Genomic DNA, 20,661 nt, shown 5'->3' on the forward strand with positions numbered 1-20,661 from the left:
CACTGGAGGTCTGCGATTTGAAAATCTGCATTCTGGGTGCCGGCGCCCTGGGCTGCGCGATTGGCGCGGCATTGAGCGAGGCAGGGCACCAAACCTGGCTGCTCAACCGTAGCCGCGAGCACGTCGAAGCCATCAACCTGCACGGTTTACAGGTGCAGGACGAACACGGCGAGCGGCAAGTGCGTGTCAATGCCACCACCGATGCCAACCACGTGGGCGTGACTGACCTGGTCGTGGTGCTGGTGAAGTCGTTCCACACCGCCGAAGCGATTGCCGGTGCCACGGCGCTGCTCGGCCCGCAAACGCTGGTGCTGTCGCTGCAGAACGGCCTGGGGCACGAGGACATTCTGGCCGAGGTGGTCGGGCCGCAGCGAGTACTGGCTGGCAAGACCTATGTGGGCGGTGTGCTGCTGGCACCGGGGTCGATCCGTGCTGGCGTGGCGGGCAAACACACATACATCGGCGAGCTGGACGGGCAACTGACACCCCGCGTGCAGGCCATCGCCGAAGCCTTCAACGCTGCCGGGCTGGCCACCACGGTCAGCGACAACATCCTCGGCACCATGTGGGACAAGCTGCTGGTCAATGTCGCTACCGGCGCGCTCAGCGGTATCACCATGCTCAGTTATGGCCAGCTCTACAACGAGCCTTTGCTGGAGCAAACGGCCAAGGCCGCCGTGGCCGAGGCCATCGCCGTGGCCCGCAGCGCCGGTATCCGTTTGAGCCTGAACAGTCCCGATGCCGCCTGGCATCTGGCTGCCGAAGGTCTGCCATCGAGTTTCCGTACCTCGATGCTGCAAAGCCTGGAAAAAGGCTCGGTCACCGAAATCGACTTCATCAACGGCTCCGTCGTGCGCTGGGGCCAGCGTCATGGCGTCGCTACACCCGTCAACGCCACCTTGGTGGCCTGTATCAAGGGCATCGAGCGCGCGATGGCCGATCACCAGAAAAGGGACAACGCATGAGCCAGCCAAAAGCCTACCTCGAACACGTCGCCTTCTGGGTGCGTGACATCCAGTGGCACATCCGCTTTTTCAGTGAAGTGTGTGGCATGACCCTGCGCGAAGTGCAGGGCAGCATCGAGCAGCCCGTTCAGTACTGGACGATGGGAGGCCTGCAATTCATCCATCAGCCCGATTTCGACGGCCCGGAAGGGCGCATGGCGCACCTGGGCATCATGTGCGAAGACCTGGAGGCGGCGCTGGCTGCGGCGCAGCGCTTCGGTGTCAGCGAAATGCCCCAGGGCCGCAACTGGTTGCGCCTGCCTGATGGTCTGGCAGTGGAATTCATCCAGGCGCTGCCCAGGGCCTGTGTCGCGCAGGCATTGGCGATTGACCCACGCGCGGAGGTACAGGCATGAGCGTGATTGAAAAGTACTGGGACGATGCCCGCGAAGGCGATGAGTGCATCAGCCCGACCTACACCGTGACCCGCGAGCGTATCCTGGCCTACGCCGAGCTGACCGGTGACCACACCCCGGTGCATGTGGACGAGGCCTACGCCAATGCCAGCCACTTCGGCTGCCTGGTCGCCCATGGCCTGTTCGGCCTTTCGATTGCAGATGGCTTGAAGACCCAGTGCGCCTACCGCTTCCTGCCGGGCATGTCGCTGGGTTGGACCTGGGACTTCGTGTTACCCATCAAGGTCAACGATGTGCTGCACGTGCGCATGCGCGTGGGTGCGATGCGCCCGAGCAACAGCCGCCCAGGCTGGGGCATCGTGGTGCTGCCATCGGAACTGATCAACCAGCATGGGCAGGTCGTGCAGCGTGGCGAGCACCGGTTGATGGTGCCGCGGAGGGTGCAGGCATGAGCCAGGCATTGCCATTGGCGGGTATCCGCGTCATCGATTACAGCCACTTCCTTGCCGGCCCTTATGTCGGGCGTTGCCTGGCGGCGCTGGGCGCCGAAGTGATCAAGGTCGAACGACCGGGTAGCGGCGATGCCGGCCGCCAGCACGCGTTTACCCTGGACGATCAGCAGAGTGGCTACTTCCTGCAATTGAACATGGGCAAGCAGGGCGTCAGCGTGAACATGAAGGACCCGCGCGGCAAAGCCTTCATGCAGCGCCTTGCCGACTCGGCCGATGTGTTCATCGAGAACTACCGGCCGGGCGCGCTGGACAAGCTTGGGTTGGGCCATGCCGAGCTGTCGGCGCGTAATCCGCGCCTGGTGTATTGCTCGATTTCCGCCTACGGCCACACCGGCCCGGATGCCCATCGCGCCGGCTTCGGGCTTATTGCCGAAGCCAAGAGCGGGATCATGCAGATGGTCGGCGTGCCGGGTGAAGCGCCGCCACTGCTGCGCATTTCGCTGGGCGACATGTACACCGGCATCCACGCTGTCGCGGCTATCAACGCGGCGTTGCTGGGGCGGGTGAGCAGTGGTCGCGGCCAGCACATCGACATGGCCCTGTACGACACGCTGGTGTCGATGCATGAATACGCCGTGCAGTGTTTCACGCTGTCCGACGGCACTGTGCTGCCCGAGCAGACCGGCCATGACATGCCCACGTCCACCTTGTATGGCGTATTCCGCGCCGCGGATGGCGACCTGGTGATTGCTGCCCAGGTCGATGATGCCTGGCAGCGTTTTGCAGCCATGCTCGAAGCCAACGGCGGCCCTGCAGGTTTTGGCAACGACAGCCGTTACCACAGCCTCAACGGCCGCAATGCCCACCGCGAGGCGATTCTGGCAGTGGTCCGTGATTGGGTGGGCGCGCGTTCGGTGGCTGACATCCTCGCCCTGCTCGACGCCATCGATATCCCCAGTGCCAAGGTCCAGCGCATCGACGAGGTGCTGGCCGACCCGCAAATCCAGGCGCGCAATATGGTCATCGAGCAGCAGCACCCGCGCTATGGCACCTTGCGCCTGCCCAACCTGCCGTTTCGCTTTTCCGACTGTGACACCACGATCCACCAAGTGGCCCCGGACCTCGGCCAGCACAATGCCGAAGTGGCCGCGGCGCTTGGCTTCAGCCCTGAAGAAATCACCGCCATGCAGGCAGACGGTGTGCTGTTTACCCACGGAGATGCACGATGAGCGACTGTTACGCAGTGATCGGCCGGCCGATCAACCATACCAAGTCACCGCTGATTCATGGCCTGTTCGCCCAGGCCAGCGGCCAGCACCTGGAATATGGAGCCATCGAGGGCTCGTTGGAAGGCTTCGAGGCCCAGGTGCTGCAGTTTCGCGGTGACGGCGGGCTGGGCATGAACATCACTGCGCCGTTCAAGCTGCGCGCCTTCGAGTTGGCTGACCGGCGCAGTGAGCGTGCGCAATTGGCCCGTGCTGCCAACGCACTCAAGTTCGAAGATGGCTGCATCGTGGCCGAAAACTTCGATGGTATCGGGTTGCTGCGCGACATCGAAGACAACCTCGGTGAACCGCTGCGCAACCGCCGCGTGTTGCTGCTCGGTGCCGGTGGTGCAGTACGTGGGTCACTTTTGCCCTTTCTGCAGGCGGGGCCCAGCGAGCTGGTGATTGCCAACCGCGACATGAGCAAAGCCCTTGCTTTGCGAAACGAACTGGATCACCCGAGGTTGCGTATCAGCCGATACGAAGCGCTGCAAGGGCAAACCTTCGACATCGTGGTCAACGCCACTTCCGCCAGCCTGGTCGGGGAACTGCCGCCGTTACCTGGCGCGGTACTGGGCGAGACGCGGCTGGCCTATGAGCTTGCGTATGGCAAAGGCCTCACGCCGTTCCTGCACCTGGCGCGGGAGGCCGGTGTGGCACGGGTTGCTGATGGCGTGGGCATGCTGGTCGAACAGGCCGCAGAGGCGTTTGCCTGGTGGCGAGGGATACGGCCCGAAACCCGTGCTGTGATCGATCGCCTGACGATCCCGCTGGAGTGAGCCATGGCCGCCAATGTCCTGATGCTGCACGGCATCAACCACAACATGTTCGGCAAGCGCGACCCGCGCCAATACGGCTCCGCGACCCTGGCCGACATTGATCAGGCCTTGCAGGCGCTGGGAGAAGAGCTGGGGGCGAGGGTCGAGAGCTTCCAGACCAACTTCGAAGGTGCCCTGTGCGAACGTATCCACCAGGCCGTTGAGGGCCGGGTGGATGCGGTGCTGATCAATGCCGGGGCATGGACCCATTACAGCTATGGTATTCGTGACGCATTGGCCATTCTCGAAGCGCCGGTGGTTGAAGTACATATGTCCAACATCCATGCTAGGGAGCCGTTCCGACATCATTCGGTATTTGCCGAAGTGGTGCGCGGGCAGATCTGCGGGTTTGGCGTCGAGACCTACCTGCTGGCATTGCGTGCGGCCATGAAGATGATCTGAACGTTCGCGTTGCATGGCACCGGCTGTGCCGGTGTTCGCGGGTTAACCCGCTCCCGCAGGATGAGCGGTTTGCTCAGGTCCCGGTAGCGTCCCGACGCGACAGAGCCCCATGACCCACCAGAAGGATTTGTAACCTTGGCCAGCCTGGCAACAACCAACACCCCCCGCCAAGCCACGTGCATCGCCTTGCTGGTCGCTATCACCTTCTTCATGGAAAACCTCGACGCCACCGTGATTGCCACGGCCTTGCCGCAAATGGCCAGTGACTTCGGTGAAAGCGCTGTCAGCCTGAACATCGGCATCAGTGCCTACTTGTTGGCAGTTGCGGTGTTCATTCCGCTCAGTGGCTGGGTGGCCGACCGCTTCGGACCGCGACAGGTATTTGCCGGGGCCATCGGCCTGTTCACCGTGGCGTCGTTGCTGTGCGGCATGGCCCCGACCCTGGAAACCTTCGTCGCCGCCCGGGTGCTTCAGGGCATTGGCGGTGCCCTGATGGTACCTGTGGGCCGGCTGGTGGTGCTGCGCACGACCGAGAAGAAGGACCTGGTGAAAATGCTCGCAGTGATCACCTGGCCCGGCCTGGTGGCGCCCGTATTGGGCCCGCCACTCGGCGGCCTGATCGTCACGCATTGGTCGTGGCCCTGGATCTTCTACCTGAACATCCCCCTCGGGTTGCTGGCCATTGCGGCTGCCTGGGTACTGATTCCGAATGCGCGGTCAGATGAAAAACGCCGTTTCGACACGCTGGGGTTCGTTTTCCTGGCATCGTCCTGTGCAGCGTGGCTAGTCGGCCTGGAAATGCTTGGCTCGCTGGCGGGTGGCAGCTTGGGCGCCGGGCTGGGACTGGTGTCGCTGGGCGGCTTGCTGACTTGGTTGGCAATTCGCCATTGCCGGCGTCATGCTTCGCCGCTATTGCCACTGGATACCCTGTCTATTCCCACGTTCAGGGTCAGCATCGTGGGGGGGACCTTGTTCCGCCTGTCGATCAGCGCCTTGCCGTTCCTGATCCCGTTGCTGCTGCAGATTGGTTTCGGCTTGTCGCCAGTGGATGCCGGGCTGCTGGTACTGGCGATCTTCGCCGGCAACCTGGCGATGAAGCCGTTTACCACCGGGTTGCTGCGCCGCTATGGTTTCCGCCGCGTGTTGCTGGTCAACGGGCTGATCGGGGTTGGTTGCATTCTGGCCTGCCTGGGCTTGCAGCAAGGCATGCCGTGGTACTGGATGGCCGTGGTGTTGTTCGTGGGCGGGCTTTCGCGCTCGATGCAGTTCACCACGTACAACGCTGTCGGTTTTGCCGAAGTGCCCAAGCAGCAGATGGGCGAGGCTTCGACGCTGTTCAGCATGTGCTTCCAGCTGGCGATGGCGTTGGGTGTGGCGGTGGTGGCACTGCTGTTGCGCGTGGCGATGATGGTGCGGGGCGGCGAAGGCGAGATGACAGTCAGCGACTTCCACTGGGCGTTGATTGGCGTTGCGTTGATTGCCTGCGTGGCGTTGGCGGATGCCATTCGCTTGCCGAGCAATGCCGGGGAGCAGGTCCTGCGCACCTGAAACCTGGGGCTGCTTCGCACCCCATCGCCGGCAAGCCAGCTCCCACATAGCCCGCGCTAAATCTGGCCGGTGACATGGGCGGTACAGGCAATGCAACTCTGCAAGGTATCGCGTAGCTTGACAACGCCATCAAGCGCCAGCGCCTGGGCCGCAAGCTGTGGCATGGGCTCGATGCGCACGCCGAGGTGCTCGGTGGCCAGCGATTCGTCTTCCGGACGAGGTGAAGCGGGAGAGGTCATGGTGAGTAGCTCGCTTTGTTATTTATGCGTCTAACAGCACGGTCTCAGTCGCATTCGTTGAGTTTTGAATGGGAGGTGTGGGCTACTGCAACCGGCTTTGGCCGCAGCAGCCCGGGTACATCAGTTGCCGCTGACCAGCTGGTGTGCCAACTGGTTGTGGCGCTCCAGCACGCGTGGCAGGTCGACGGTGGCCAGCTGGCCGTCCTTCACCACGACGCGGCCGTTGATCACGCTGGTGTGCACCTGGGTCGGGGTGCAGAACACCAGTGCCGCCAGCGGGTCGTGGTGGCCACCGGCATAGGCGACGTGGCCGAGGTCGAAGGCGACGAAGTCGGCCACCATGCCCGGGGCAAGGGCGCCGATGTCATTGCGGTTGAGCACCTTGGCGCCGCCGAGGGTGGCGATTTCCAGTGCTTCGCGGGCGGTCATGGCGTCGGGGCCGAAGCCTACCCGCTGCAGCAGCAGGGCCTGGCGCACTTCACCGATCATGCTGGCGCCGTCGTTGGAGGCAGAGCCGTCGACCCCAAGGCCCACCGGTACGCCGTGGTCGCGCATCTTGCGTATCGGGGCAATGCCCGAGGCCAGGCGCATGTTCGAGCATGGGCAGTGGGCGACGCCGGTGCCGGTGCGGGCGAACAGCTCGATGCCGTGCTGGTCGAGCTGCACGCAGTGGGCATGCCATACGTCGTGGCCGACCCAGCCGAGGTCCTCGGCGTACTCGGCAGGGGTCATGCCAAACTTCTCGCGGCTGTAGGCGATGTCGTTGACGTTTTCGGCCAGGTGGGTGTGCAGCGACACCCCGTACTGGCGCGCCAGCACGGCGGCTTCACGCATCAGGTCGCGGCTGACCGAGAAGGGCGAGCACGGCGCTACCACGATGCGGCGCATCGAGCCGTGGCTGGCATCGTGGTAATCCTCGATCAGGCGCTGGGACTCCTTGAGGATGTCAGCTTCCTTTTCCACCACCGAATCAGGCGGCAGGCCACCCTGGCTCTGGCCCACGCTCATGCTGCCGCGCGCGGCGTGGAAGCGCATGCCGATCTCGGCGGCGGCGTGGATGCTGTCGTCGAGCTTGCAGCCGTTGGGGTAGATGTACAGGTGGTCGCTGGAGGTGGTGCAGCCCGACAGGATCAGTTCGGCCATGGCGGTCTGGGTCGACACCGCGATCATTTCGGGGGTGAGGCGTGCCCAGATCGGGTACAGGTTGGTCAGCCAGTTGAACAGCTCGCCGTCCTGGGCTGCTGGCACCACGCGGGTGAGGCTCTGGTACATGTGGTGGTGGGTGTTGACCAGGCCTGGGATGACCACTTTGCCGGCCATGTCGAGGATGACGTCGGCCTGTTGTGGCAGGGTATCGGTGGGGCCGACTTGTTTGATCAGGTTGTCTTCGATGTACAGTCCGCCGTTCTTGATCTCGCGGCGTTCGCCGTCCATGGTGACCAGAAGTGCAGCGTTTTTGACGAGGAGGGTTTTCTTACCGGTTGCAGATAACATGGCTTAAGCCCGTTGCAATACGCCTTGGCGATTACCGAGGTCGTAGGCGAGGGATAATGTAATCAGGAACCCAGTAAGTTGTATACACTCAAGTGCTATTAATGATTTTGATTCATTCAATTCGTGAAAAATAACCAAAAATAGGAATTTAATTTATCAATAGACTGGCAGGATCTTTTCTGGAGCCTGTTTCGATGTCTGCTTTTGAATCCCGCCTTGGGGCTACTCCCACTGGCCGTATTGCTGCAATCAGCGTCGCGGTCCTTGCCTTTTCGGCCTTCTTGATCGTGACCACCGAGTTCCTGATTGTCGGCTTGTTGCCCGCGCTCAGCCAGGACCTTGGGGTTTCCATTTCGATGGCGGGGCAGTTGGTCACGCTGTTTGCCTTTACTGTGATGCTTGCCGGCCCGTTCTTGACAGCGGCATTGGCGCACCTGGACCGCAAGCGTTTATTCATCACCATTCTGCTGGTATTTGCCGCAGCCAATGCATTGGCTGCGGCCTCGACCAGTTTCTGGGTGCTGGCCATTGCCCGGGTCGTCCCGGCACTGGCGTTGCCGGTGTTCTGGGGCACGGCCAGTGAAACGGCCGGCCAGTTGGCCGGGCCTGATAAAGCAGGGCAAGCCATTTCCAAGGTGTACCTGGGCATCTCGGCGGCGATGTTGCTGGGTATTCCGCTGGGCACCGTGGCGTCCAATGCCGTGGGTTGGCGTGGCGCATTCTGGATACTGGCCGCGCTGTCATTGCTGATGGCGCTGGCCATGTGGGTGTGGATGCCGCACGTTGCCCGCGCGGCAAAAGTCGACTTCATGCAGCAGGCACGCATTTTCAAGGAGCGCTATTTCCTCGCCAATGTCCTGCTTTCGGTGGTGGTGTTCACCGCAATGTTCACAGGCTACAGCTACCTGGCCGAGCTGCTGCAGCGGGTTGCGGGTGTACCACCCGCGCATACCGGTTGGTGGCTGATGGGCTTTGGCGCGGTGGGCCTGCTCGGCAACTGGATCGGTGGACGGGTCGTGGACCGTTCACCGCTCAGGGCAACGGCGCTGTTTCTGCTGCTGCTGGCCATCGGCATGGCGGCGATCGTGCCGCTGGCCCATGCAGGCCTGGTGTTCTGCCTGGCACTGGGGGTGTGGGGTGTGGCCAACACCGCGCTATACCCCATCAGCCAGGTACGGGTGATGGGGTCTGTGACGCATGCCCAGGCTTTGGCCGGTAGCACCAATGTGTCGGCGGCCAATGCGGGCATTGGCCTGGGCGCCGTCCTCGGTGGCTTGACCATCCCTGGCCTGGGTATCGAATACCTGGGCTACGTAGCCGCAGGCGTGGCCGTGGTGGCGCTGGGGCTTGTGCCGCTGGTCGGCGGCCTTGCGCATCAGCGCGCATCGCTGGCCCGGGTACCATGAGGCGCCAGCCGAGGCAGCAGGTAGTCGAGCAGGGCGCGGACCTTGGGTAGCCCCTCGCGGCTTTTGAGCCATACCAGATTCATTGGCAGGCCGTCGGTGGCCAGCGCGGGCAACACTTCGACCAGCCGCCCTTGATCGAGGTGTTGCTGGGTCAGCCAGGTTGGTAGCTGGCCGATACCATGACCGGCCAGCACTGCTGCAACTTCCCCTTCACCGTCCCCCACCGCGATGCGGGGTTGTACGCTGCGTCGTTCCATTTCGCCAGGTTGGCGGCCCTTGAACAGCCAGGGGCTGACCATGCCATCGGTATGGCCATAGCCGACGCAGTGGTGGTATTCCAGGTCGCGTTCGTCTTGTGGCACGCCGTGCTTTTCCAGGTAGGCGGGTGCGGCACAGAACATCAGGCGCTGGGCACCGAAGTACTGGTGGCCAAGTGCGGCCGGCCAAGCATCCGGGCCACCGATTCGCACCACGATGTCGATACCTTCGTGCACCGGGTCGACAAAACGGTCAGAGAAAGACACGTGCGGTTGCAGCAATGGGTGCAGGCGGATGAAGTCCAGAATCAAGGGCAGCACATGCAGGCGGCCGTAGGAGGCTGGCAGTTCTATCCGGATTTTGCCATGGGGTTCGTTGTCGCTGGCGACCAGTGCGTGCTCGACCTCTTCCAGGTCGGCCAGGACCGAGGTGCAGGTACGGTAGAAGATGACGCCAGCCTCGCTGAGCGACAAGGTGCGTGTGGTGCGGTTGAACAGCCGTGTGCCCAGGCGGGCCTCCAGCCGGGCCACGCTCTTGCTGATGGCCGAGCTGGTGAGGTTGAGCCGCTCTGCGGCTGCCGTGAAGCTGCCCAGATCAGCGACGGCAACGAATACGTCGATGCCTTTAAGGCGTTCGGAGGAGTACATGGCTGGCCTTGTTGATGAATTGAGTTCCATTGTCAGTGGAGCATAGTGAATTCTGACAATGAAATTTCATCAATGGCCTGCGCCTGTAACGGCCTCTTCGCGCAGGCCGGCTCCCCCATTGGCCGTGTGAGCTTTCGAGGGTATGCGGCAGCCTGCACGCCTGGCACGGCTAAGTTGCACCGTGCCTGCTCAGCAGGCTCCCTATCACACCGCGTCGCGGCTGCTTACGCCATCGAGCAACCGCGCAATCCTCAGCGGGTTACCGTTTTTCAACGCATCCGGCAGCAGTGCATCGGGGTAGTTCTGGAAGCAAACCGGGCGCAGGAAGCGGTCGATGGCCAAGGTACCGACCGAGGTGCCGCGTGCGTCGGAGGTGGCCGGGTAAGGTCCGCCATGCACCATTGCATCGGAAACCTCTACACCGGTCGGGTAGCCGTTGAGCAGCAGGCGCCCGGCCTTGCGCTCCAGCAACGGCACCAGCGAGGCAAAGGCCTCCAGGTCATCAGGCTCGGCAATCAGGGTGGCGGTCAGCTGGCCCTGCAGGTGGCGCAGCGCTTCGGCCAGTTGCTCGGCATCGGCCACCTCCACCACTACGGTGGTCGGGCCGAACACTTCCTCCTGCAACAGCGGGTCGCCGTTCAGTAACAGGCTTACGTCTGCCTTGAACAGCTGCGGCTGGGCCTGGTTGCCGGTTTGTGGCTGCCCGGCCAGGTGCTGGATACCCGGGTGTGCCAGCAGGTGCTGGACACCGTTCTGGTAGCTGCGCAGGGTGCCGGCGTTGAGCATGGTCTGGGGGCCCTGGTCGGCCATGCGGGCTACCAACGTTTGCAGGAAAAGCGCGAATTGCGGCGACTGGATGCCTACCACCAGGCCCGGATTGGTGCAGAACTGCCCGCAACCCATCACCACCGAGGCGGCCAGTTCGCTGGCTACCTGCTCGCCACGGGCTTGCAGCGCCTGAGGCAGGACGATCACCGGGTTGATGCTGCTCATTTCGGCAAACACCGGGATCGGCTGCGGGCGTGCCGCCGCCATGTCGCACAGGGCGCGGCCACCGCGCAGCGAGCCGGTGAAACCGACCGCCTGGATGGCCGGGTGCTTGACCAGCGCTTCGCCCACGCCGGCACCGTAGATCAGGTTGAAAACACCTGCCGGCATACCGCTGCTGGCCACCGCGCGGTCAATGGCACCAGCCACATGGGCGGCAGTAAGCATGTGCCCGCTGTGGGCCTTGAACACCACCGGGCAGCCAGCGGCCAGCGCCGAGGCGGTGTCACCGCCAGCGGTGGAGAAGGCCAGCGGGAAGTTACTGGCACCGAACACGGCCACCGGGCCCACGCCGATGCGGTACTGGCGCAGGTCCGGGCGCGGCAGCGGGGTACGCTGGGGCTGGGCACGGTCGATGCGTGCGGCGTAGAAATCGCCTCGGCGTACCACCTCGGCAAACAGGCGCAGCTGGTTGCTGGTACGGCTGCGTTCGCCACGGATGCGGGCTTCGGCCAGCGCGGTTTCGCGCATCACATGCTGGATGAAGTCGTCACCCAGTGCGTCCAGCTCGTTGGCAATGGCGTCGAGGAAAGCGGCACGCTGGGCCGGGCTGGTGGTGCGGTAGGCGGGGTAGGCGGCGTCGGCGGCCTGCACGGCAGCCTCTACTTCGTCGCCGGTCGCCTGGTGGAAGGCGTAAGGCAGCGGCTCGCCGGTGTGGGCGTCGACGCTGTTCAGCAGCACGTCACCGTTGCCGCTGAGTTGGCCGGCGATATGGTTCAGGCGATGTTCGATGGACATTTCGTTTCCCGTTGGCAATGACAGTCGTTGCACCGGGACTGTAGGTGGCGAACGGGGGGCTGAATAATGATTAATGCGGATCGGGTGATAACGACCAGTTATCACCCAGCGTGTAGCGTCACTCCGCCATCTGCAATTCCGGCAGCTTCACCCGGAACGCGCGGGTCAGCCCCATCAGCACCACCAGGCCCATGCCCATCCAGCACAGGCCGATGGTGAACGACAGGCTGGTCAGGCTGCTCCACAGCCACAGCGTGCTGAGGAAGCCCAGGCCGGGGATGGCGCCGTACAGCAGGTAGTTGCGGCCACCGCGCAGTTTCTGGTCGACCAGGTAGTGCTTGACCACCGCCAGGTTCACCGCCGAAAAGGCGAACAGCGCGCCAAAGCTGATCATGTTGGCAACGGTGTCGAGGGTGATCACCAGGGCGATCAGCGACAGCAGGCTGACCACCAGGATGGCAGTGGCTGGCACGCGTTTTTTCGTCACCAGTTGGCCGAACGCCCGCGGCAACGCGCCGTCGCGGCCCATGGCGAACAGCACGCGCGACACGCTGGCCTGGGACACCATGGCCGAGGCGAAGCAGCCGGCCACGTAGGTGGCAGTGAAGGCCGTTACCAGCAGTTCGCCGCCGACACGGCGCATCACATCCACCGAGGCCGAATCCGGGTCGGCGAAGCTGCCCCAGTCGGGGAACACCATCTGCGCGCAGTACGACACCACCAGAAACAGCAAGCCGCCGATCAGCGAAACCGTCAGGATCGCCACCGGAATGCGGTAGGTCGGGTTGGTCGTTTCTTCGGCCATGGTCGAGACGGCATCAAACCCCAGGAAGGACAGGCACAGTACGGCAGCGCCGGTCATGATCAGCGGCACGCTGAAGCCTTCGTGGTGGAAGGGCGCCAGCAGCGACACCGGCTCCGCCTGCCCACTGAGCTTGAGCACGGACAGGGCGACGAAGACGACGATGAACACCAGCTGCACCACCACCAGGATCCAGTTGACCCGGGTGATGGACTCGATGCCGATCAGGTTGAGGAAGGTGACCAGGGCAATGGAGCCTGCCACCCACACCCAGGCGTGGATGGCCGGGAAGTATTCCGACATGTAGATGCCGATCAGCAGGTAGCTGAGCAGCGGCAGGAAGATGTAGTCGAGCAGCAGCGTCCAGCCGGTAATAAAGCCGATGTGGCTGCCGAAGGCCTTGCGCGTATAGGTGTAGACCGAGCCGGAGTAGGGGTGGGCCTGGACCATGCGGCCATAGCTGTAGGCAGTCAGCAGCATGGCGGCGAGGGTGAGCAGGTAGGCGGTGGGCAGGTGCCCTTTGGTCATCTGGGTGACCAGCCCGTAGGTGGTGAATACGGCCAGGGGCACCATGTAGGCCAGGCCGAACAGGACCAGGGCAGTCAGCCCCATGGACTTGCGGAAGCGGCCGGTGTTGGCGCCGGGATGCGCGGCGGTGTCATGTGAGGGGCTATGGGCTGTACTTGTTGTTGTATGCATTGCTAACTCCTGGAAGGGGATGCAAGACACCGCAGTACGCGAGCAGGCTCGTTACCGGTGGGTGAAGTGCAAGGAGGTCGAGCGGAAGGCTCGCAGCGCTGGGGTGGGTTGATGCTCCCACACCCTGCAGGTACCCGGAATCACCCTTTGGGGTGAGCGGGTACAGCCTCGCCCGGCTCACCCCAAAGGGTGATTTCGGCGCCTGCAGTGGCGTGGGAGTATCTGGTCAACAACGCACCGCACTGGCGGCGGTGCCACTGAATAGAAACGGCAGGCCCACAGTGACTAATCAATTGCTTTCAGAACAGTGGTTCGAGCACCTGGCCAAGGTCACCGAGGCAATCGGCCGACCGGGCTTTGCCGCCAACCTGTTTGCCGCACTTGGCGTTATCCGGCCGATCCAGGCGACCACGGTGTACCTGTACCCGCACGACGGCATGCCTTGTGCGCTGTTCGAGCAGGACGACAAGGCGCCCTGGCAGCCTGAGGGCAATGTCAGCCGCTACTTGTCCGGCTTCTACCTGCTCGACCCGTTCTACGGTGCCTGTGTGGAGCAGGTAGCGTCGGGGTGCTATGGGTTGTTCGAAGTGGCACCCGACCATTTCGAGGTCAGCGAGTACTACCAGTCGTTCTACCGGCACTCGCACCTGGAGGATGAGCTCAACTACATCCTGCAGGTTGCGCCTGGGCAGAGCCTGGCGGTGTCGCTGGCGTTCACCGAGAAGCTGGATGCACACAGCCGCGAGCTGTACGGGCGCATCACGCCCTGGGTGCTGGCGGTGCTGAGCAAGCACTTCGCCGGGCTGGACAGCCGCGCCGGGCGCTTCGAGAACATCCTCGAACAACGCATCCACGCGGCGCTGAACAACTTTGGCAGCTCGCTGCTGACCGAGCGTGAGTGCCGTATCGCCCAGTTGATCCTGCGTGGCCACTCGACCAAGTCGCTGGCCGAGCGCCTGGGCGTGTCGGAAGACACCATCAAGTCGCACCGCAAGAACGTCTACGCCAAGCTCGACATCGGCACCCAGTCCGAGCTGTTTTCCCTGTTCATCGACGCGCTGGCCAATGCGCAGGGCGTGCTGGGCAAGGACCCGCTGGAAAGCTACATGGGCAAGCTGCGCTGAGCGACAGCCACCCTGCAACCCCACCGCAAAGGAAAACCAACAATGAATGCGCCTTTCGCCCCGCAACGCCAGACCCGCGACTACCAGGCAGCCGATGCCGCGCACCATATCCATGCCTTCCTCGACCAGAAGGCGCTGAATGCCGAAGGCCCGCGGGTGATCGTCGGTGGCGAACGCCTGCACCTGTGGGACAGCGAGGGCAAGCGCTACCTGGATGGCATGTCTGGCCTGTGGTGCACCCAGCTCGGCTACGGGCGCCGCGACCTGACTGTCGCTGCCGCCACGCAGATGGACCAGCTGGCCTACTACAACATGTTTTTCCACACCACCCACCCGGCGGTGATCGAACTGTCCGAGCTGCTGTTCAGCCTGCTGCCCGGCCACTACAGCCATGCGATCTACACCAACTCCGGCTCTGAAGCCAACGAAGTGTTGATCCGTACCGTACGCCGCTACTGGCAAGTGGTCGGCCAGCCGAACAAGAAGGTCATGATTGGCCGCTGGAACGGTTACCACGGCTCGACCCTGGCGGCTACGGCGCTGGGCGGCATGAAGTTCATGCACGAAATGGGCGGGCTGATCCCGGATGTTGCGCACATCGATGAGCCGTACTGGTACGCCGAGGGGGGCGAGCTGACCCCGGCCGAGTTCGGCCGCCGCTGCGCCTTGCAGCTGGAGGAAAAGATCCTGGAACTGGGCGCCGAGAATGTTGCCGGCTTTATCGCCGAGCCGTTCCAGGGCGCAGGCGGCATGATTTTCCCGCCGGAAAGCTACTGGCCGGAAATCCAGCGCATCTGCCGCCAGTATGACGTGCTGTTGTGCGCCGATGAGGTGATTGGTGGCTTTGGCCGCACCGGCGAGTGGTTTGCCCATGAATACTTCGGTTTCGAGCCCGACACCCTGTCGATCGCCAAGGGCCTGACCAGCGGCTATGTGCCCATGGGTGGCTTGGTGCTGAGCAAGCGTATTGCCGAGGCGCTGGTGGAACGTGGCGGGGTGTTTGCCCACGGCCTGACCTATTCCGGCCACCCGGTGGCGGCGGCGGTGGCGATTGCCAACCTGAAGGCGCTGCGCGACGAAGGCATCGTCACCCAGGTGAAGGATGACACCGGGCCGTACCTGCAGCGCATCCTGCGCGAGGTGTTCGCCGACCACCCGTTGATCGGCCAGGTGCAGGGGGCCGGCTTGGTGGCAGCGTTGCAGTTCGCCGAGCACAAGCCGACGCGCAAACGCTTCGCCAACGAGAACGACCTGGCCTGGCAATGCCGCACCTTTGGTTTCGAGGAAGGGGTGATCATTCGCTCGACCCTGGGCCGGATGATCATGGCACCGGCCTTGATCGCCAACCACAGCGAGCTGGATGAGCTGGTGGAGAAAACCCGCATTGCCGTGGACCGCACCGCTCGGTTGGTTGGCAAGCTCTAAGCCGTTGCCAAGGGCAACCGGTTTCCCCTGTGGGAGCGGGCATGCCCGCGAACACCGGCGAAGCCGGTGCCATCCTCCGTGTCGCCTGATTCGCGGGCACGCCCGCTCCCACAGAGGAGGCGAGGCGCGCTTGCGGACTGTGTGGTACCTGTTACTTCCGCAAAAATGATCGCCACCGCGGTCGCCTGGAGTACAAATGTACACCCTCGAATTCTGGCAACAACGCGCCTCGGACCTGTACCTGCCATCCCAGGCGCTGATCAACGGCAAACCCGTCAACGCACAGGATGGCGCCACGTTCGCCGCCATCAACCCCGCAACCAACACCGTACTGGCCCAGGTCGCCGCCTGCGGCCAGGCCGAGGTCGACCTTGCCGTGGCCAGCGCACGTCGGGCCTTCGAACAAGGCCCCTGGCCGCGCATGGCCCCAGGCGAGCGCAAGAAGGTGCTGCTGCGCCTGGCCGAGCTGATCATGGCCCATCGCGAAGAACTGGCGTTGCTTGACTCGCTGAACATGGGCAAGCCGGTGATGGACGCCTACAACATCGACGTGCCGGGCTCGGCCCATGTGTTCGCCTGGTACGGCGAGGCGCTGGACAAGCTGTATGACCAGGTGGCGCCCACTGCTGCCAATGCGCTGGCCACCATCACCCGCGAAGCCCTCGGCGTGGTCGCTGCAGTGGTGCCATGGAACTTCCCGCTCGACATGGCCGCCTGGAAGCTCGCCCCGGCGCTGGCTGCCGGTAACAGCGTGGTGCTCAAACCTGCCGAACAATCACCGTTCTCGGCCCTGCGCCTGGCCCAGCTGGCGCTGGAAGCCGGTGTGCCGGAAGGCGTGCTGAACGTGGTGCCTGGCTTGGGCGAGCAGGCTGGGCAGGCGCTGGGCCTGCACCCGGATGTGGACTGCCTGGTGTTCACCGGCTCCACCCAGGTGGGCAAGTACTTCATGCAGTACTCGGCGCAGTCCAACCTCAAGCAGGTGTGGCTGGAGTGCGGCGGCAAGAGCCCCAACCTGGTGTTCGAAAACTGCCAGGACCTGGACCTGGCGGCGGAAAAGGCCGCATTCGGTATTTTCTTCAACCAGGGCGAAGTGTGTTCGGCCAACTCGCGGCTGTACGTGCAGCGCTCCATCCATGACGAATTTGTCGAGCGCCTGCAAGCCAAAGCCCGCCAGTGGTTGCCGGGCAACCCGCTGGACCCGGCGAGCCGTGCTGGTGCCATTGTCGATGCCGAACAAACCGGCCGCATCGAAGCCGCCATTGTGCGCGCCGGGCAAGAGGGCGCACGGTTGGTGTGTGGCGGTCGGCGCCTGACCATCGAAGGGTCGGACAACTACATCGAGCCGACCATTTTTGCCGGTGTCCATGGCCGCATGAGCCTGGCGCGGGAGGAAGTGTTCGGGCCGGTGCTGGCAGTCAGCGCCTTCGACACGGAAGAAGAAGCGGTGCGCCTGGCCAACGACAGTATCTATGGCCTGGCGGCTTCGATGTGGAGCGATGACTTCAACCAGGTGCACCGGGTAGCGCGGGCGTTGAAAGCCGGTACCGTGTCGGTGAACACGGTCGACGCGCTGGATGTGACGGTGCCCTTCGGCGGTGGCAAGCAGTCGGGGTTCGGGCGCGACCTGTCGTTGCATTCGTTCGACAAGTATTCGCAGCTCAAGACCACCTGGTACCAGCTGCGCGCCTGAGGTTCGCAGAGCACCTGGTCGGTTGCAGAAGCGGCTTGTGTCGCGAAAGGGCCGCAGAGCGATCAGAGAGGGAAGTGGAGTTGCCTGAGGGCATGCAGGCGCTGATTGTCGGGGCGTTGGTCATGCTGGAACAGCGGGTTTGAAGCTTATGTGACGGCTGTGCGGCTTTTACTGGCCCAGGTTAATTTTTTGTCATCTCGGCAGAAAGCCCACGCGCGCTCTACACTGCTGCCAAGATGGACCAGGGCTACTTGCCACCATTCGGCCCGTCACGCTGCCTGCGAATGGCCCTGGCCAGCATGATCGTTCTGGCTGCTCCTTCAAACTGCCACACATGGAGTACCTGGAATGGGCTGCGTGTCGAATGGCCGTGTTGCCGGTAAAGCCGGGCGTGGCATCTCGCTGCAATGGCTGGTAGCGCTGGCCGTCGTGCTGGGCATGCTGTTGCTCGGCGCCGCCTTGGCTTGGCAGGGTTATCGCGGCATTCGCCAGACCCTGGTAGCCGCTGCCGGCGATGCCGCCCAGCAAGTTGGCAAGACCATCGACGAACGCGCCCGGCGCCTGATCGACCCGGCACAAAGCAGTATCCGCCTGCTGGCCCACAACCCCGCTGCACATACCCAGGCACAGCGCTTCGAACGGCTGCCACAGCTGGTCGAGACGCTGGATGCCAACCGCATGCTCAGTGCTGCCTACATCGGTTACACCAATGGTGATTTCCTGCTGGTGCGCCGGCTGCGGGACCCACAGCTGCTGCAGCGCTTTGCCGCGCCGGCGGGCACGGCGTTTCTGGTGCAGAGTGTCAGCCGGGGTGAAGGCGGGGTGGTACAGGGCGAGTGGCGCTACTACGACATGGCGTTGAACCTGTTGCAGGCTCAGGCCAAACCCGAATACCGCTACGACCCACGCACGCGGCCGTGGTTCGCCGAAGCCAGCGCACAGCCCGGTACCGCGCTAACCCCGCCCTATGTGTTCTTCACCACCCGCGAGATCGGCCTGACCATGGCGCAGCGCAGCGTTGATGGTGGTGCAGTGATCGGCATGGATGTTTCGGTCAACGACCTGGCCAGCGAAACCCAGGGGCTGCGCATCACCCCCAGCACCGAGATTGCCGTGGTCGACGACCAGGGCAGCGTGGTGGCCTACCCGAACCTGCAGCGGGTAATCGTGCATGAAGGGCAGGGCCTGCGCCTGTCGCGTGTTGGCGAACTGGGCGTTGCAAGCCTGCAACACCTTTACGCTGACCAGCAGCAAGGCACCCGGGCACAGCCCTATCACGTGCATGGCCAGACCTGGTATGGCATGCGCATCCCGCTGACCAACCTGGCCGGGCAGGACCTGCAGGTGCTGATTGCCGTGCCGGCCCATGAGTTATTGGCCGGTGCGCGCAAGGTGCTGTTCGAACAGTTGCTCTGGACCGCTGCGCTGATGGCCGTGCTGCTGGTGCTCGGCGGGGTACTTGGGCGGCGCATCGGTCGCCCGTTGAAGGTGCTGGCCGAGCAGGTGCAAGGCTTGGCCGGCTTCGACTTCAGCCGCGAAGTGGGGGTGAAGTCGCGGGTGACCGAAGTACGCGAACTGAGCCATGTACTGAGCCGCATGTCTGGCACCATCCGCAGCTTTCAGGCCATTACCCTCGCGCTCAGTCGCGAGCGCGACCTCGAGCATATGCTCGATGGCGTACTCACCCACCTGGTGCAGGCTGCCGGGGCCGATGCTGGTGTGGTGTACCTGTTTGACGCCGAGCACGCGCTGCTACGCCTGGCCGCCTCCTGCCGCGGTGAGCAATACCCGGCCGAGCTGGCCGTGGATGAAGCTGCCCGGCCCACGCTGCCTGCTGCCGTGAACCAAGCCCTCGGCCTGCACGAGCGCAGCCTGGCTGTGGTGCTGAAAGACCGTAGCCAGGCGCTGTTGGGCATCCTGGTGCTGCAACTGGACGACGACCAGCTGGGCCAGCCGTTCCGGCAGTTTGTCGAGGAGCTGTCGGGTGTGGTGGCTGTGGCCATCGAGACGCGCCAGCTGGTCGAAGCCCAGCAACGCCTGATGGATGCCATGATCAAGCTGCTGGCCGACGCCATCGACGCCAAAAGCCCTTATACCGGCGGCCATTGCGAGCGGGTGCCGCAGCTGGCGCAGATGCTGCTGGACCAGGTAGTAGCCGCCGACACCGGCCCCTATGCCAGCTTCAACATGACCGAAGCCGAGCGCTATGAATTTCGCGTGGCGGCCTGGCTGCACGATTGTGGCAAGGTCACCAGCCCCGAGTATGTGGTGGACAAGGCGACAAAGCTGGAAACCCTGCACAACCGCATTCACGAGGTGCGCATGCGCTTTGAAGTGCTGTGGCGCGATGCCGAGCTCGCGTACTGGCAGGGCCTGGCCAGCGGTGCCGATCAGCGGGCGCTGCAAGCCAGCCTGGTACAAAGCCAGGATCGGCTGCAGAATGACTTCGCCTTCGTCGCCCAGGCCAACATCGGCGGCGAGTTCATGCAGGACGCCGACATCGAGCGTTTGCAGCAGATTGGCCAGCGCCGCTGGCAGCGCCACTTCGACAACCGCCTGGGCATTTCCCGCGACGAGGCGGAGCGTTTTGCAGGTTTACCGCAACCTGCACTGCCGGTAGACGAACCCCTGCTGGCCGACCGGCCGGAGCACCGCGTGCCCTGGGGTGAACGCAAACCACCGGTGGCCAAGGGCGACCCGCGCAACCACTGGGGGTTCGACATGCGCCTGCCAGCCCATGCCAGCGACCATGGCGAGCTGTACAACCTGTCGATTCGACGCGGCACGCTGAATGACGAGGAACGCTTCAAGATCAATGAGCACATCGTGCAGACCATAATCATGCTCAGCGCGCTGCCGTTTCCACGCCAGCTGAAAAGGGTACCGGCCATTGCCGGCAACCACCATGAGAAGATGGATGGCAGCGGTTACCCGCGCCGGCTGGGGGAGCAAGACCTGGGCATTGCCGAACGGGTGATGGCGATTGCCGACATCTTCGAAGCGCTGACCGCAGCCGACCGGCCGTACAAGCCACCGAAGACGCTGTCCGAATCAGTAAAAATCCTGGTGTTCATGGCCCGCGACAGGCACATCGACGGGCAACTGCTGCACCTGTTCTTGAGCAGCGGGGTGTACCGCCAGTATGCCGAGCGTTTCCTGCGCGCCGAGCAGATCGACGAGGTAGATGTGCCTTACTGGCTGGCGCAGATATCCGCTTCGAGCGCAGCAATGCCTGCCACCTGATGCA

At 63.7% G+C, this 20,661-nt stretch carries 17 protein-coding genes; 12 read left to right on the forward strand and 5 right to left on the reverse strand.

All coding sequences use genetic code 11. The features are described 5' to 3' along the window. Nucleotides 1-17 precede the first annotated feature (17 nt). The 7 genes from MRBLPB4O_RS10245 (at nt 18) to MRBLPB4O_RS10275 (ending at nt 5,845) form a co-directional block, all read left to right on the forward strand. The gene (locus tag MRBLPB4O_RS10245) at nt 18-965 is read left to right on the forward strand and encodes a ketopantoate reductase family protein (RefSeq protein ID WP_341798312.1); all 948 of its coding nucleotides are present in this window, start codon (nt 18-20) and stop codon (nt 963-965) included. Continuing rightward, nucleotides 962-1,360, forward strand: a complete 399-nt coding sequence (locus MRBLPB4O_RS10250) for a VOC family protein (RefSeq protein ID WP_341798313.1) — start codon at nt 962-964, stop codon at nt 1,358-1,360. The genes MRBLPB4O_RS10245 and MRBLPB4O_RS10250 overlap by 4 nt, the downstream gene beginning before the upstream one ends. Beyond that, the gene (locus MRBLPB4O_RS10255) at nt 1,357-1,812 is read left to right on the forward strand and encodes a MaoC family dehydratase (RefSeq protein ID WP_341798314.1); all 456 of its coding nucleotides are present in this window, start codon (nt 1,357-1,359) and stop codon (nt 1,810-1,812) included. Before MRBLPB4O_RS10250 ends, MRBLPB4O_RS10255 begins: the two co-directional genes overlap by 4 nt. Next, entirely contained in the window at nt 1,809-3,041 is a 1,233-nt protein-coding gene (locus MRBLPB4O_RS10260; RefSeq protein ID WP_341798315.1) for a CoA transferase, read from the forward strand. The genes MRBLPB4O_RS10255 and MRBLPB4O_RS10260 overlap by 4 nt, the downstream gene beginning before the upstream one ends. After that, nucleotides 3,038-3,856, forward strand: a complete 819-nt coding sequence (aroE, locus tag MRBLPB4O_RS10265; protein ID WP_341798316.1) for a shikimate dehydrogenase — start codon at nt 3,038-3,040, stop codon at nt 3,854-3,856. The genes MRBLPB4O_RS10260 and aroE overlap by 4 nt, the downstream gene beginning before the upstream one ends. A 3-nt stretch (nt 3,857-3,859) precedes the next feature. Continuing rightward, complete coding sequence (aroQ, locus tag MRBLPB4O_RS10270) at nt 3,860-4,297, forward strand: type II 3-dehydroquinate dehydratase (RefSeq protein WP_341798317.1); 438 nt, start codon at nt 3,860-3,862, stop codon at nt 4,295-4,297. A gap of 135 nt (nt 4,298-4,432) precedes the next feature. Beyond that, nucleotides 4,433-5,845: an MFS transporter gene (locus MRBLPB4O_RS10275; RefSeq protein ID WP_341798318.1), complete on the forward strand. Its 1,413-nt coding sequence runs from the start codon at nt 4,433-4,435 to the stop codon at nt 5,843-5,845. A gap of 56 nt (nt 5,846-5,901) precedes the next feature. Here MRBLPB4O_RS10275 and MRBLPB4O_RS10280 read toward each other — a convergent pair whose 3' ends face one another. Both MRBLPB4O_RS10280 and MRBLPB4O_RS10285 read right to left on the reverse strand, forming a co-directional pair. Next, nucleotides 5,902-6,084: a hypothetical protein gene (locus MRBLPB4O_RS10280; protein ID WP_341798319.1), complete on the reverse strand. Its 183-nt coding sequence runs from the start codon at nt 6,082-6,084 to the stop codon at nt 5,902-5,904. Between the two features lie 120 nt (nt 6,085-6,204). Further along, on the reverse strand, nt 6,205-7,578 hold the full coding sequence (locus tag MRBLPB4O_RS10285; RefSeq protein ID WP_338746946.1) for an 8-oxoguanine deaminase: 1,374 nt from the start codon (nt 7,576-7,578) through the stop codon (nt 6,205-6,207). Between the two features lie 194 nt (nt 7,579-7,772). Here MRBLPB4O_RS10285 and MRBLPB4O_RS10290 point away from each other — a divergent pair, with 194 nt between their 5' ends. Then, nucleotides 7,773-8,984 carry an MFS transporter gene (locus MRBLPB4O_RS10290; RefSeq protein ID WP_341798320.1) on the forward strand — a complete coding sequence of 404 codons (1,212 nt, stop codon included), beginning with the start codon at nt 7,773-7,775 and terminating at the stop codon, nt 8,982-8,984. On the opposite strand, the gene MRBLPB4O_RS10295 is transcribed toward MRBLPB4O_RS10290, so the two are convergent. The 3 genes from MRBLPB4O_RS10295 to MRBLPB4O_RS10305 form a co-directional block, all read right to left on the reverse strand. Next, nucleotides 8,954-9,889 (reverse strand): LysR family transcriptional regulator, encoded by a 936-nt coding sequence (locus MRBLPB4O_RS10295; RefSeq protein ID WP_341798321.1) that lies wholly within the window; start codon nt 9,887-9,889, stop codon nt 8,954-8,956. The two genes, MRBLPB4O_RS10290 and MRBLPB4O_RS10295, sit on opposite strands and share 31 nt — an antisense overlap. 204 nt (nt 9,890-10,093) lie before the next feature. After that, nucleotides 10,094-11,674, reverse strand: coding sequence for an aldehyde dehydrogenase (NADP(+)) (locus tag MRBLPB4O_RS10300; protein WP_341798322.1), 1,581 nt, complete (start codon nt 11,672-11,674; stop codon nt 10,094-10,096). Nucleotides 11,675-11,792: 118 nt separating this feature from the next. Beyond that, nucleotides 11,793-13,175: an APC family permease gene (locus tag MRBLPB4O_RS10305; RefSeq protein WP_341798323.1), complete on the reverse strand. Its 1,383-nt coding sequence runs from the start codon at nt 13,173-13,175 to the stop codon at nt 11,793-11,795. A gap of 281 nt (nt 13,176-13,456) precedes the next feature. Here MRBLPB4O_RS10305 and MRBLPB4O_RS10310 point away from each other — a divergent pair, with 281 nt between their 5' ends. From MRBLPB4O_RS10310 to MRBLPB4O_RS10325, 4 genes are all read left to right on the forward strand, one after another. After that, nucleotides 13,457-14,299, forward strand: coding sequence for a LuxR C-terminal-related transcriptional regulator (locus MRBLPB4O_RS10310; RefSeq protein WP_341798324.1), 843 nt, complete (start codon nt 13,457-13,459; stop codon nt 14,297-14,299). A gap of 42 nt (nt 14,300-14,341) precedes the next feature. Continuing rightward, entirely contained in the window at nt 14,342-15,724 is a 1,383-nt protein-coding gene (locus MRBLPB4O_RS10315) for an aspartate aminotransferase family protein (protein WP_028613596.1), read from the forward strand. 196 nt (nt 15,725-15,920) lie between these two features. Then, on the forward strand, nt 15,921-17,414 hold the full coding sequence (locus MRBLPB4O_RS10320; protein ID WP_341798325.1) for an aldehyde dehydrogenase: 1,494 nt from the start codon (nt 15,921-15,923) through the stop codon (nt 17,412-17,414). Between the two features lie 348 nt (nt 17,415-17,762). Then, on the forward strand, nt 17,763-20,657 hold the full coding sequence (locus MRBLPB4O_RS10325) for an HD domain-containing phosphohydrolase (RefSeq protein WP_341798326.1): 2,895 nt from the start codon (nt 17,763-17,765) through the stop codon (nt 20,655-20,657). Nucleotides 20,658-20,661: the final 4 nt, after the last annotated feature.

The sequence above is a fragment of the Pseudomonas sp. LPB4.O genome (genome assembly GCF_038383825.1).
In the GTDB taxonomy this organism is placed as follows: domain Bacteria; phylum Pseudomonadota; class Gammaproteobacteria; order Pseudomonadales; family Pseudomonadaceae; genus Aquipseudomonas; species Aquipseudomonas putida.